This window comes from Gimesia sp. (assembly GCF_040219335.1).
GTDB lineage: Bacteria > Planctomycetota > Planctomycetia > Planctomycetales > Planctomycetaceae > Gimesia.
On the sequence record NZ_JAVJSQ010000026.1, the window covers coordinates 154,859 to 168,390 of the forward strand.

General features: G+C 51.9%; 14 protein-coding genes and 1 tRNA gene. 8 read left to right on the forward strand and 7 right to left on the reverse strand.

The features are described 5' to 3' along the window. Positions 1-17: 17 nt before the first annotated feature. Positions 18-590, reverse strand: a complete 573-nt coding sequence (locus tag RID21_RS20590) for a MarR family winged helix-turn-helix transcriptional regulator (RefSeq protein ID WP_350192112.1) — start codon at positions 588-590, stop codon at positions 18-20. A gap of 254 nt (positions 591-844) precedes the next feature. Here RID21_RS20590 and RID21_RS20595 point away from each other — a divergent pair, with 254 nt between their 5' ends. Beyond that, positions 845-2,272, forward strand: a complete 1,428-nt coding sequence (locus RID21_RS20595) for a sulfatase family protein (RefSeq protein WP_350192114.1) — start codon at positions 845-847, stop codon at positions 2,270-2,272. Positions 2,273-2,282: 10 nt separating this feature from the next. Here the strand turns inward: RID21_RS20595 and RID21_RS20600 are convergent, their stop codons facing one another. Together RID21_RS20600 and RID21_RS20605 are read right to left on the reverse strand one after the other, a co-directional pair. Then, on the reverse strand, positions 2,283-2,792 hold the full coding sequence (locus RID21_RS20600) for a hypothetical protein (protein ID WP_350192116.1): 510 nt from the start codon (positions 2,790-2,792) through the stop codon (positions 2,283-2,285). A gap of 187 nt (positions 2,793-2,979) precedes the next feature. After that, on the reverse strand, positions 2,980-3,384 hold the full coding sequence (locus RID21_RS20605) for a hypothetical protein (protein WP_350192118.1): 405 nt from the start codon (positions 3,382-3,384) through the stop codon (positions 2,980-2,982). Positions 3,385-3,793: 409 nt separating this feature from the next. On the opposite strand from RID21_RS20605, the gene RID21_RS20610 reads away from it, so the two are divergent. Further along, complete coding sequence (locus RID21_RS20610) at positions 3,794-4,540, forward strand: sugar phosphate isomerase/epimerase family protein (protein ID WP_350192120.1); 747 nt, start codon at positions 3,794-3,796, stop codon at positions 4,538-4,540. Positions 4,541-4,654: 114 nt separating this feature from the next. Here the strand turns inward: RID21_RS20610 and RID21_RS20615 are convergent, their stop codons facing one another. Both RID21_RS20615 and RID21_RS20620 read right to left on the reverse strand, forming a co-directional pair. Continuing rightward, positions 4,655-6,352 (reverse strand): 30S ribosomal protein S1, encoded by a 1,698-nt coding sequence (locus RID21_RS20615; protein WP_350192122.1) that lies wholly within the window; start codon positions 6,350-6,352, stop codon positions 4,655-4,657. A 183-nt stretch (positions 6,353-6,535) separates the two neighbouring features. Continuing rightward, positions 6,536-7,672, reverse strand: a complete 1,137-nt coding sequence (locus RID21_RS20620) for a formylglycine-generating enzyme family protein (RefSeq protein ID WP_350192124.1) — start codon at positions 7,670-7,672, stop codon at positions 6,536-6,538. 151 nt (positions 7,673-7,823) lie between these two features. Here RID21_RS20620 and RID21_RS20625 point away from each other — a divergent pair, with 151 nt between their 5' ends. From RID21_RS20625 to RID21_RS20640, 4 genes are all read left to right on the forward strand, one after another. Continuing rightward, positions 7,824-8,408, forward strand: coding sequence for a hydrolase (locus RID21_RS20625; protein ID WP_350192126.1), 585 nt, complete (start codon positions 7,824-7,826; stop codon positions 8,406-8,408). Positions 8,409-8,473: 65 nt separating this feature from the next. Further along, a complete protein-coding gene (locus RID21_RS20630) occupies positions 8,474-9,673 on the forward strand; it encodes a pyridoxal-phosphate-dependent aminotransferase family protein (RefSeq protein WP_350192128.1) in 1,200 nt (399 codons plus the stop codon). 269 nt (positions 9,674-9,942) lie between these two features. Beyond that, positions 9,943-10,016, forward strand: a tRNA-Asp gene (locus tag RID21_RS20635). Between the two features lie 135 nt (positions 10,017-10,151). Beyond that, a complete protein-coding gene (locus RID21_RS20640; RefSeq protein ID WP_350192130.1) occupies positions 10,152-10,853 on the forward strand; it encodes a hypothetical protein in 702 nt (233 codons plus the stop codon). A gap of 14 nt (positions 10,854-10,867) precedes the next feature. Here the strand turns inward: RID21_RS20640 and RID21_RS20645 are convergent, their stop codons facing one another. Next, positions 10,868-11,353 carry a hypothetical protein gene (locus RID21_RS20645; RefSeq protein ID WP_350192132.1) on the reverse strand — a complete coding sequence of 162 codons (486 nt, stop codon included), beginning with the start codon at positions 11,351-11,353 and terminating at the stop codon, positions 10,868-10,870. Positions 11,354-11,499: 146 nt separating this feature from the next. On the opposite strand from RID21_RS20645, the gene RID21_RS20650 reads away from it, so the two are divergent. Both RID21_RS20650 and RID21_RS20655 read left to right on the forward strand, forming a co-directional pair. Continuing rightward, on the forward strand, positions 11,500-11,979 hold the full coding sequence (locus RID21_RS20650; protein ID WP_350192134.1) for a hypothetical protein: 480 nt from the start codon (positions 11,500-11,502) through the stop codon (positions 11,977-11,979). 131 nt (positions 11,980-12,110) lie between these two features. Continuing rightward, positions 12,111-12,893 carry a hypothetical protein gene (locus tag RID21_RS20655; RefSeq protein WP_350192136.1) on the forward strand — a complete coding sequence of 261 codons (783 nt, stop codon included), beginning with the start codon at positions 12,111-12,113 and terminating at the stop codon, positions 12,891-12,893. A 52-nt stretch (positions 12,894-12,945) separates the two neighbouring features. Here the strand turns inward: RID21_RS20655 and RID21_RS20660 are convergent, their stop codons facing one another. Beyond that, complete coding sequence (locus RID21_RS20660) at positions 12,946-13,374, reverse strand: hypothetical protein (protein WP_350192138.1); 429 nt, start codon at positions 13,372-13,374, stop codon at positions 12,946-12,948. Positions 13,375-13,532: the final 158 nt, after the last annotated feature.

Genomic DNA, 13,532 nt, shown 5'->3' on the forward strand with positions numbered 1-13,532 from the left:
AAAGTTCCTCTTTCCATTCAGGCGGCAGGAATATCACGTAAGGCATAAGGGGCAGGGGATTCGGCAACGGTGTGTACTGTTTCCCGTTGCGAACGTTGAACCTGGGCTGCTTTGAGTAATGACTGCAGCATGCCGGTTAATTGACGGCGCTGATCCGGAGTGAGTGCGGCCAGCAGGCGTTGCGAAACGTTGCCGTGGTACTCTTTGACACGTTCCAGAATCAGGTAGCCTGCTTCTGTCACCTGCAGGACCCGTTTTCGGCGATCCTGCTGAGACTGTCGGCGTACAACCAGTTGATCACTCTCCATCCGCTCGATCAGCGTGCAGATGTTGGATTCAGACTGGCCCAGTTTGCGTGCCAGTTCCGACTGGGAGCAGCCGGATTCGCGAATGGCATCAATCACCTTTAAGGCGGCATACCGGACTTCGTTAATCTCCAGGTGAGCAAAACTGTTATTCAATGCCGTGCGGATCATGTGAGCGGTGCGAATCAAAAGATCGACCTGTTCGACAAATTCCTGGTGCTGCAGTGATCTCCAGTCTTTCTCGCTTGTGGGAGAGATGGTCGCTGGTTGGTGATCCTGTTCCATATCGAGTCAGCCTCAATTCTGTATATGCGTCTGATGAGTGAGCCTGTAGCTATTTTCCACCGGGAGGCGCGAAGCCCCTTCTTCATATTTCGGACATGAAGTATTAGTATCTGAAGGAGTTATCGGCATAACCCGCAAAGTTTTACATAAGTAATGTCCGATTTCTGGTTGCACTTTCCCTCACAGGAGTGAACAATCGAGTAATTCCACTACTACACTTTGCATTCAGAACCCCTTCCGGGAGAGCCAGTTACATGACACGAAGCGCACTCAGTCGTCGAATGACCCCCATCCTTTTATTCACCCTATTCGCCCTGATTAATGTATTCACGCCAATCAATGCTGTTCATGCAGACTCAAAGCCGAATGTGGTTGTGATTTACGCGGACGATCTGGGATATGGGGATCTGGCCTGCTTCGGGCACCCTACCATTAAGACTCCCCATCTGGATCAGATGGCGGAGGAGGGTATGAAATTCACCCAGTTTTATTCTGCCGCTCCGGTCTGTACTCCCAGTCGAGCCGCTTTATTAACGGGGCGCTATCCCATTCGTTCAGGGATGTGCAGTGATAAACGCCGAGTGCTGTTTCCCGATTCAGGGGGCGGCATTCCGGCCAGTGAAGTCACACTGGCAGAAGCGATGAAATCAGCCGGCTATCGCACGGCGTGTGTCGGTAAATGGCACCTGGGTCATCTGCCTCAGTTCCTGCCGACCAGCAATGGATTTGACAGCTATTTCGGCATCCCTTATTCCAACGATATGGACCGGGTTGCCGACCGTAAAATGGGACGAAAGATCTTCCTCGATCCGAAGGTTAAATACTGGAACGTCCCCCTGATGCGGGACAAAGAAATCGTCGAACAGCCCGCCGATCAGACCACAATCACCAAACGCTATACCGAAGAAGCGATCAAGTTTATCAAACAGGATCAGAAGCAGCCGTTCTTCCTGTATCTGGCCCACAATATGCCGCATGTGCCGCTGTTCCGCTCTCCGGCATTTGCAGACAAAAGTTTGCGGGGCCTGTATGGTGATGTCATCGAAGAAATTGACTGGAGCGTCGGTCAGGTGCTGCAGACACTGCGCGATGAGGGACTGGATCAGAATACGATCGTCTGGTTTTCCAGCGACAACGGTCCGTGGCTTATTTTTGACGCACAGGGAGGCTCAGCTGGCCTGTTACGCGATGGTAAAGGGAGCACCTGGGAAGGGGGCATGCGTGAGCCGACACTGGCCTGGTGGCCCGGTCATATTCCTGCGGGAACGGTCTCCCAGGAGCAGGGGAGCACGATGGACATCTACACGACCTCAATCAAGCTGGCAGGTGGTGCTGTCCCCACAGATCGCGTTGTTGATGGTGTAGACCTGACTCCGGTTCTGACGCAGAGCGGTCCCGGCCCGCGCGATGAAATGGTTTATTATCGTGGCACAAAACTGATGGCGATCCGCAAAGGACCGTGGAAAGCACATTTCATCACCAAACCCGCTTACGGCCGGGAACCATTTAAGGAACATGATCCGCCGGTACTGTACCACCTGGAGCATGATCCTTCCGAAAAGTACGACGTCGCCAAGGATCATCCCGAGGTTATCAAAGAACTGAAAGCGGCTGCGGAGAAGCATCGCAAAACGGTAAAACCGGTGCCTTCACAGCTGGAAATTCCGCTCACTCAAAAGTGAGCGGCCCGGCTTACCAGTAGCAGATATACCGCGGTCCATCCTGGTCTTCGCCGACCCGGAAATGGTGTTCCGCGCTGTGATCTTCGCTATGCGGCTGTGATCCCAGACGATCCCAGGCGGCACAGAACAGGGGCAGTTTGCCCGGTTCAAACCCCGCGCGGGGTGGCTCCAGTCGCTGATAGGAATCATGAATCAGCGCCAGGGCAACATCGACCACATGTTTGTCGTAGTCCGGCTGAAACAGGAGAACTTCCAGCGCCTGTGCTGCCTGCCGACAATGTTCGAATTCAGGATCACGAAGACATTCAGAAGACTTGCGTTCGATGAACCGCAGGAGGCTGTCAAAACCGAACTGGTTCAGCAGCAGTTTCGTGCGGGGTTCACAGATTAATGCCAGTCTGATCTGTTCGTGGAGTTCCTCGTCGACTTCACAGGGAATCGCCATCCGGCCGTAATCATCCGGGGCCAGTGATTCAATTGCTCTTACGACATCAGCACTCTGGGGTTTCTCAGTATTCATATTCGGAGCTGTTCACAATCTGGTGTTACCGGGATTCACATTTCCATGCAGCAGTCAGCCTGCGTCAGACAGATTATATCCCAAATCGGCAAACTGGTTCATTCCCAATTTCCCCTGAAATGCAAAAGAGCTGACCGGGTTTGCACTCGGTCAGCTCTGATGATTCTGGTTTTCGTTCAGCCTGTTTTTATTTCAGGAAGAAGTCATCCGGTCCTTTGTGGGTGTAGTAAGGATACTGGACGATTCCCAGTGGCTGATTCTGCTGAGGATAGACAGCCGCGGGCGGAACGTACTTATAGGTCTGGTAATGTTTAGGGCGTTTGTTGTAATGGTATGTATTTTTGTGACCGGTTTTCCAGCCGCCATTACCATAGCCGGGAGGGCAGTATCCACCGTGCCGACGATGTCCCATCTGCTGAATTGGAGCCTGCTGGCCGGCGTACTGCTGGTGCATTGCCTGTTGATGTTGCACCATTTGGGCCTGCTGCTGCATCAGGAATTCTCCATCAGCCGACTGACCCCGAATGACCTGACTATTCGAACATCCCACAAAAAGTGGCAGAATCAGACAAGCGGCCATTTTACATAACATGTGAGGCTTCATTGGCTTCCTTTCCCCCCTGGTTTCCTGTTTTGAGCGAAACTCAATTTTCACTCAGTCTATGATCAATTTGTTACCTGCTGCGAAAGCTGCTGCCGGCGGCCTGAGAGAGAGATACAGGATATGCGCCAGCAAATGACTTACTTCTTTTATCGGTCAGCGTGCACCAAACAATAGTTAAAATCCCCAAGAATTGGAAAACCACTGTAATATTCAAATCTGATCGACCTTGCAGAATCGTCAAAACCGGGATAAATTATCACAGTTCCCTACTCTCCTTCAGCCCTTACGAAAGATGGAGAGTCTGGGTCATTTACAAGTTTGAGTTTTCAGGCAAGACCATCGTCATTGACGGAGTGCTCATTTCGCTTTGTTCTTTGCCAACAAGGGAGTGTTCGGCGTGTTTGTAGCTGCATCATCACGTTGTTTTTCAGATGAATCGTTTGAAGTCAGTTGTGAACGTCTGACGGATCTGGAATACGATAAAATCGAGATCTGGATGGATGAAGAGAGTGATCACCTGAAACCATCAGAGGTCTCTCGATCGCCAGAGGATTTTTATTCGCGTTTCCGGGAAGCGACCCGCTTAACGCCAATCGCCTTCTGTCTGGAAAATGACATCGAACCGACGGCCTTTCAGTCATTGTGTAAAGCCGCCAAACTGCTGCGGATCGCACAGATCACGATCCCTGCTTCTCCGCTGGGGACACCTTTCAACTCGGAGATCGACCGTCTGAAAGCGTTGTTAAAGATCGCCAGTCGTGACGGTATCAGACTGTCAATCAAAACCAAAACCGGTCAACTTACAGAAGACCCGCGCACGGCAACAGAACTCTGTCAGTCCGTCAAAGGCCTGGGACTGACCCTGGACCCCAGTTATTATACGTGTGGTCCTCACAGCAATACATCTTACGACATGGTGTTCCCTTACGTCTGCCATGTGCACCTGCGGGATTCCACCAGCGATCAGGTACAGGTTCCGGTTGGTCTGGGAGAAATTGACTACAGCAGAATGATCAGTATGTTGGAACGTCAAAACTATCATCAGTTCCTGTCAGTAGAACTGCTGCCCTCACTCCTGAATGGTGTGGATCGTGCTCTGGAACTGCGCAAACTGCGGATGCTGCTCGAATCAGTCGTGATCTGAGCAACATCGACTCAACACTTCAAATCGAGTTGAAGTCATTTGAAACAAAAAACGCCGTCTGTTCGATTAAAGAACAGACGGCGTTTTCATTTGTTTTTCGCTTGAGCGAATGACTTATTTATAGTCATTCGGATTTCCGAACAGGCCACCACCGCCCGAACCAGAGTTGGTATCATCGGCATTGCCTCCCAGCAGCGGACCTTTGCGTTTCCGCTCGTAGGCAGGCTGTGATTCTTCTGCCCGTGCTTCAACAGCGTCTTCCGGTTTCTCGGTCAACGCTTTCAGTGAAAGGCTGATTCGCTTGCGGTTCGGATCAACTTCCAGAACTTTCGCAGACGTCTCCTGACCTGTCGTCAGCACTTCGGTAACGCGTTTTACCCGACGATGGTCGAGCTCACTGATATGAACGAGCCCTTCGAGTCCCGGCTCCAGCTCAATGAAAGCACCAAAGTCTGCCGTACGTGTTACCTTACCGGTAACTGTAGAACCGGTAGCGTAGCGATCTTCGGCCAGTTGCCAGGGATCCTGCTGGAGCTGTTTCATGCCCAGACTGATGCGGTTCTTTTCCTTATCAATCTTGAGGATCTTGACATTGATCTTCTGCATTTCGCTGAGCGCATCTTTGGGATGCTTGATGCGGTTCCAGCTGATCTCGCCGATGTGCAGGAAGCCATCGATGCCCCCCAGATCGACGAAGGCACCATAGTCCTTGATATTCTTCACGGTTCCGGTCAGCTCCTGACCAATGGCCAGTTTTTCCCAGAGTTCCTTCTGAATTTCTTCGCGTTCTGATTCGAGATACTTGCGACGGCTGACCACCAGGTTGCGTTTCTTGGGATTCACTTCGGTGATCTGCACGGTCAGCTTCTGACCCACAAATGGCTCGAGGTCGCCTACGAAATACAGATCGGCCTGGCTGGCGGGGAGAAATCCTCGCAGGCTGCCGACCTTGACTTCCAGGCCCCCTTTGTTCGATTTGTTGACGACACATTCCACCACCTGATCAACAGCGACAGCATCCCAGTCTCCGGCGGGTTTGTGATGTCCACGAGGCAGGGAGAGTTGAATCAGGCCTTCGGCTTCTTTGACTGCGGTGACTTTGACTTCGACTTCCTGTCCGATTTCGGGGGTTTTATCGCCGAACTGTCGCAGGGGAACAATGCCAGGAGTTCCGAGTGCCCGGCTTCCCAGATCGATGAAGACATCGTCGTTGTTGATTGATTCCACGATCCCCTTAAGTCGATCGCCTTCCGCCAGTCCTTCTTCCGAACTGCCTGAAGTTGTGGCAGGTTTTTCAGCGGCGGCGTCTGCGGCAGCTTCTTCTTCGCTGTATGACTTGGGAAGTTCCTGTGCGCCCTGACCAGAGAGGGCTGCTGCCAGTTCCGCTTCCAGATCATCGCCGAGGTCATCGACATCATCCGGAATATCGACCGGTTTAGCAGATTCTGCAATCTGCATCATGGCTGCTTCCTGGAGCTGTTCCTGAGTCACTTCGACTTCTGCTTCGGCGTCTCCTTCTGCATCCTCTTTCTTAGCGGGAGCAGTCGGTGCGGCGCCAGCTGAAGGAATGGCTTTGAACTGCGCGGGATCCACTTTTGGATTCAACTGAACTTTGCGTTCCGGCTTTGCGGCTTCGCTTTCCGCAACAGCAGGCTCTGTTGGCGCGGGAGCCTGATCTGCAGATGCAGACTCTGTTTCCTGCTGTTCAGCAGGCTGGCTTTCGGCTGGCTGCTGCTGTTCGGAAGAGGCCTGAATTTCTGCAGACGCTTCGCTGGTTTTGATTTCTTCAGTTGAAGGTTGTTCTGAACTCATGGGAGATCAACTTTCTCGCCTAATTACTTACTTCTAAAATTACAGAAACGAATGGATACGGACCGCCGGACCAGACCCGGGCAGGAACCTGCCCAGAAGCAAAACTTCGGTTTTCTTCTTTGCCAGCTATCTGAATTAATTAAAAGGGTATCACCGCTGCAGTGCCCCTGCAATTCGCAGGGCCTAGTTTTCCAATTTTTTCACTTTTGCATTTCTGGCTTTGACGCAGCGTAAACCGAGTGCAGGACTGATTGTTTCGGGTGTGATCTTCGCCCGAAAAGCGGATCGCAGCCGGTCATAGCGATCTGTCCAGGCGCCGCCCCGGGCAATTCGCTGCGGATTCTCTTCCATCGTATCCCACACACTACCATCAGTGGGTGCATTCTGATAATCATCGTGCCAGGGATCGGCAACGAACTCCCAGAGATAGCCGTGCATGTCATACAGGCCCCACGGATTTGGCTTGAGCGCTCCTACCGGAGGATCATTGCCGGCTGCATTTCCGGTATGCCAGGCATAGGGATCGAGTAGACTGGCCTCTTTTCCCATCTCACCCGGTTTTTGAGCCTGATCGCCAAAGCTGTAGGCAGTGTCGGTGCCGGCCCGACAGCAGTATTCCCACTCTGCTTCGGTGGGCAGGCGGATCATTTGATCTTTTCTGATCAGTCTATGCTTACGCAGCTGAATCGTCAGCTGATCACAGAACACGTTAGCGGTCTTCCAGTCGAACATCTCCGCGGAATTGCGGGGGCCTTTCCAGCGACTTGGATTACGGCCCATGATGGCTTCATACAGATTCTGAGGAACTTCGTATTTTGAAATCCAGAAATCATCAGTGAAGGTCACTTCATGTACAGGCTTTTCAGATGGCTCTCCATCCTCAGAGCCCATCTTGAAAGATTTTGGAAACTTCCCCTTGCCCGGTGTGATCAACACGAGTTCATCAACGAACTGTTTCAACAAGCGTATGTGTGCTTCTTCTTCCGCTTGCTTTTCCTTCTCCTTCTGGGCCTGTTCGATTTCTGCCAGCCGATCCTGCATCCAAGTTGATTTCTTACCGGGAACAAAGCCCTGATGTACGCGATCCAACATCGTTCCGGAAAGATTTGCCGGTAAGATCACCTTACTCCGCTCAAAGATCTGAACGTCCCCGAATTCCCCCAGGTCTGAACTGGCCACGACACCTGATGTTTTTTTCGGTATCTGCTGTTGTTGCTGGGCGATGACCACGTGAGAACTGACACTTAATAGCAGCATCAATACAACTGACAGGCAGACCTGCCTGTGGACAATCGACGTGAACGATTTCTGATGAGTCATATGCTTCACTACAGATCGGGATTTTGTTAGGGTACACTTTTCAACTTTGAATTTTACCAGCGCAGGACTTGAACTGAAAGTGGAGTCGGGATTTCGACCGGCTGGCTTTCCAGTTTCTGCTCTGCCTGTTTAATGCCAGTCAGGTCCGTACATGACAGAATCAGCCCGTTCTTTTCCCCGCAGTATCGATCTGCTATCGCATCAGGAATCCCGTCTGGCCGTCGTAGACGTTCAGGAAAAACTGCTGCCCGTCATTCCCCAGGGAGATCAGCTGGTGGCACGCATTCAGCAACTGATTCAGGCAGCCCGGCTGTTTAAGATACCATTAAGCTGTAGCGAGCAGTATCCCAAAGGCCTGGGACCGACGGTTCCCGAGCTGGCAGAGATGCTGCCTGCCCCAAAGGAAAAACTCCATTTCAGTGCCAGTGAGTGTCTGGGCTGGGGCGCTGCTGCCAACATGGCTGACAGTAGAACCAAAGTCGTGCTGACCGGCATTGAAGCACATATCTGTGTGCAGCAGACGGCCCTGGATCTGCTCGCGCTGGGATATCGCGTGACCATTCCCGTCGATGCGGTTGCCAGTCGGAATCAGCTCGACTGGGAAATCGCACTTAAGCGGATGGAGAATTCGGGAGCCAGCATTACCACCACTGAGTCAATTCTGTTTGAATGGTGCGAGGTGGCAGGTACCGAGGAATTTAAACAGATCAGTCGCCTGGTGACTGGAAAAAAATGAGTCACCTGGAGTATCGTCGTTAAGAGACCTGACCGCGTTCCATTTAACCTGAACGAGTACCAATCATGAGTATCGAACATCACCAGCATCCTCCCGTCCATCCTCCCCGTCGCACTCTGATGGGCCCTGGCCCCAGTGATGTTTCTGCCAGTGTGCTGGCCGCACTGGGCGCACCGACCGTAGGCCACCTGGATCCCTACTTCCTGAAAGTCATGGATGAAGTGCAGGACATGCTACGGGAAATCTTCCACACGCGGAACGAACTGACGCTCGCAGTCAGCGGGACCGGCAGCTCCGGAATGGAAGCCTGTGTGGTGAACCTGCTCGAAGCGGGCGACAAGATCGTGGTCTGCACCAACGGTGTCTTCGGCGGTCGTATGGCGGATGTGGCGGGTCGCATTGGAGCTGAAGTCGTTCAGATCGAACGTCCTTTTGGAGAAGTCTTTTCAGTCGAGGAGATCAAAGAAGTCCTGGAGAAAGAAAAGCCAAAGGTCCTGGGAATCGTACACGCGGAAACATCCACGGGAGCGGCTCAGCCGCTGAAAGAGATTTCGGAAGCAGTCCACGAAGCCGATGCTCTGTTGCTGGTCGACTGTGTGACCTCACTCGGGGGGATGCCCGTCAAAGTGGATGAATGGAACATCGACGCCGCCTACAGCGGCACCCAGAAATGTCTGAGCTGTCCTCCCGGACTGGCGCCGGTGACCTTCAGCTCACGTGCCGTCGCCACTATGGATGCCCGTAAGACCAAGGTCTCCAGTTGGTACCTGGATATGTCGATGGTCCGTTCATACTGGGGAGACTCACGAGCCTATCACCATACTGCACCGATTAACATGAATTATGGCCTGCATCAGGCGCTGCGGCTCGTCCTCGAAGAAGGGCTCGAAAACCGCTTTTCGCGGCATTATTCCAATCACTGTGCCCTCAAAGCAGGTCTGAAAGCGATCGGAATCGAATTCGCCGTTGGGGAAGATCACCAGCTGCCGATGTTGAACGCCGTCAAAATTCCGGATGGCATCGACGATGCGACCATCCGCGGTCAACTGCTGAAATGGTTCGGAATTGAGATCGGTGGCGGCCTGGGCCCCATGAAGGGCAAAACGTGGCGGATTGGTCTGATGGGCGAAAGCAGCTGTAACACGAACGTGCTGCAGTTCCTCTCGGCTCTGGAACTCTGTCTGCTGCAGGCGGGTTACCAGCTGACCCCGGGGGCCAGCGTTGCCGCTGCAAATGATTTTTACCGCACAACTATCACAGGCTGACCTTCCGGTCGGCTGGAACTTTCAGATTCTGGTCGATTCCCGGCAGGATTTTGTGATGCGTGCGGGTAAGAATTCCGATTCCTAAGATACGACTCTCATGAGACTTGCCGACCACCAAAGGTCGCGTTATATTGAAATGAGATTGAAAGCTGACTCAAAAAGTTTGCTTTTCAGTTTTGTGAGAAAATTTTCGAACATTCTCATGAATTTTTGTGTCGAATGAGTGGCAATCACCAAAATGATCGCCTATCATCTCCGACCACCTGAAAGGGGCCGTAGCTCAATTGGTTAGAGTACCGGACTGTCGATCCGGGGGTTGCGGGTTCAAGTCCCGTCGGCCTCGCTTTTTGGTTAAAACTGTAAAAGGACATCGAATCATTGATTCGATGTCCTTTTTTCATTTGATACCAGCCTGTAACGGTATAAGCTGTTGCTGCACATTGACTGAACCATGACTGGTTCAGTCCGGAGAGCGAGGGTGATAGACGACTTTCTATTAACGCTGGCCGCGATCGGCATCCTGCTGGGTGGCTTTTTCATTATGATCGTGGCGGTCTGCCTCTGGGAAAAGCAGTCGATCCAACCCTTCTATTTTCCAGATCCGGGTCAGGAATATCCCCCGGTCCAGGCTGCAACCAAAGCGAACAGCGAAGCCTTCCGGCTCGGCTTTGATCATGGCTGCCTCTGTCATTTTGGCAAAGCCCAGATGTATAAAGTGCGTTTTGACTTCTGGACCACACCCGACTGTTCAACCATCGCCACCGTCAGTGGTGGTACGATCCTGAATATACCGAACAAAGCAATCTGGTTCTTCACTAAGTCAACCGATGGACGCGTACTGGCTACCACCAACGAGATCGGGGCACAGGACATTTCCGGCGTGCTGGAACAGTCGACCTGGTCCAACTACGAGTTCGAGGCCCTCTATCAGAAACACCAGGCGCGACTTGAGGAAATTGCAATCGAGCCTTTCGAGGCGGACAATCCTGTGGCCGGCTATTTTCAAATCCGGAAAAAGCAAGCCGAGCAACTCGTCAAACACTCAGACGCTTATTACCTGGATGAAGAAGAACTGGTCTGGCGGTACAATCTCAAAGGGGCACTCAAGTATTACTTCATCTCGCAATGGGTACGGCCTCTCAAACGAGGATTGCGTTCGCTGGGCCTGGTGAAAGGATAGAGCGAATTGCGAGTTCAGGATAGCAGGCTGTAATCGGAGAGACAGAAACTGAAGAGGCCGAGTTCCTCAAAGTCATCATCGGGCTCCAATTCAATGCGGCACATTAACCGAACGTTTCCGGCCGTGACAATCTGAATCACTCCAGGTAAAGTCGGCACATCCTGAACGGTGAAGGGAATCCTGGCATCATCCAAAGCAGCCTTGAGCGTTTCGGCCAGCATTTTGTCGTGGATCACCCAGGGATCGATGTGCAGCGTCTTGCCGCCCGTGGGGATCTCAAAATCATCACTGAAGATCTGAAACAGCTGATCCGCCCGGCTGAAATAGAATTCGATGTCGCCATACTTCCAGATCGTCGCGGTCTCAACATTTTTCGCATTGGATGGGCCCCACAAATCGGGTGATCCCAGCAGAGAACTGACAGACTCGCGTGACATCCCCAGTGAAATCTCTCCCAGGACGCCGGTTCTGAAAAATTCTTCTAAACACACTGCAAGCATGTTGCCTCTGCTTTATACTGGAACCGTTGATTTAGATTTGCTCTCATCCAGTTGACAGTTGCATGGCGAGTAAAGTTCGCAGCTCTGAAATCATTTTCAGGACTCTGCTGATACAGAAAACATACCCAAACAGGAATTGATATTTTATGGTTGATATCTCGTCCTATCTGCCGGAACGGACGATCAAACGTCTGCGCTGCGTCGAAAGTGGAACGTGTGTGCTATTGGATCCAAATCCGCCTGACTGGAAACGGGCTGAAATTACTGGGCCCCGGAAACTCGCCGCTACGGATGCGGAACTATTGAGCCAACTGCTGCTGAATCCTGATTCCTGGTATCGTTGCAAAAAACGCTGTCTGCCCAGCGAGACTGCGATCTTCAGCCTGGAAGCCATTTCCGGAAAAGTAAATGTCTTCATTGACATGTCCTGCGCCGGCTGGCGGGTCCTGAAGCCGTCACATGCTCAATCTTCAGCTTTCTTTGATCCGGTCTATCGAGAAGTACGAGGCATCCTGCAACGAACCTTTCCAGAGTTAGCTTCTCGGCACGCACGCGCTCTGTGGAAACAAGGTGTCATTCATGATCTGTGCCAAAAAGCCAGGCAGAACAGGCGGGAACCCGAATAAGCCTCGCAACGCCTAATAAAACTTCTTCTTGACACGTCGCCTGGGACTGATACGATAAATTGGTCCACCTCTTCATTTGAGTTCGTTCACTTCTCTACTCAATTCTCAAAAGTCGACGAAGGAGATGTCACATGATTTATGCACTACATCCATTTCCCCGTCCTCCTGCAAAGACAGGCCCCGAGCAACCACTACCTGACATTCGCGAAACACTGGCATCCAGACCCGCTTGTCAAAATGAGCGCGCAGTTGCGAATACACTTCTCCTGGATGTCATTGTTGACGGACTCCACGATATCGGGGTGCCATTTTACATCACTCATTGTCATGAGACGCACGGTGATTTACATCTGTCCGTGACAGCGGCCGGTCAGGGCCACGAAGTCGCAGCGGGGGATGAATTGCGCGGAGGACTGTTTATCCGCAACTCGGAAACGTGCCGCTTCGAAACACTGGTCTGCACCCGACTGTTTCGGGTTGTCTGTGAAAACGGCGCCTTGATGGAATGTGAAAAAGAGCAGTCTTTCACGATCGCCGAAGAGGGCGTCCCCCCTGGTGACTGGCAGGCGCAGGTCAAACGAATCATTCAGCTTTCGTTTGATCAGGAGCACTTACGCTGGGATTTTCGGCGTTTTGAAGCCACCACAAATCAGATTATTATTACCCCCTACGAATTCCTGTTACAGTTGCACGCTCAGCGATTGATCGACGATGACGAACAGTCCGCCATCCAGGCGGCCTTTCAGGAAAATGCAGACTTTTCTATGTATGGTCTGATCAATGCAGTGACGCAGACGGCACATCATCACCGGGCCAGCGACCAATGGATTCGCGCGTTTGAAATTGAACGACTGGCAGGAGAAATTTTAAGGGGAGATCATAATCTGCGCGCGTATGAATTTGCGATGTCGTGATTGCGGGTCATCTGGTTTCTGACCGCTGAAAAGACAGATAGATGAAATGCGCTCAACGACTTTCCGCAGACGTTTCAATCACAGACTTACTGATTGTGTGAACCAGATCATCTTCGGAGGCGGTGTACTCTTCCAAATCCAATGCGTGAGAACGGGGCAGGGTAATCTGCAGGCCGCCGACAAGGGTATCGATGAGTTGAATTCGATCCCGGGCGAACTCAGCATCCTGGACCACTGTCACATTACCAGCGTAGAGATTGATGAAGTACTGGGTCTGCTGGAGGTAGTTTCCGTTATTGTGCGAAAAGCGCAGGGTCCCGTTTGGCGTGACGCGTACATTTTCTACTCGTTCCAGTTCGATCGTATGCCGCTGGAGTTTCACGGTCTGCGTGCTGGCTGATTTCTGATCCTGAGGAGTTACCATCAGAATGGCGAAACCAATCAACAGAACGGCGATGAGACTCAAGGCGATTCTATCCATCATCATTCTCCAGAAAGAACGTGCCTGCTTTCAAGAATCACGATTGTGATCCTAACTCATCAGCCTGCTTAATCAAGGAGAATGTCGTGTTTTTCTAGAGAGGGATGTTGAGCGTAAGCAATCCAGTTGGATAAACCCTGTTAAGTTTATAAGTTAAA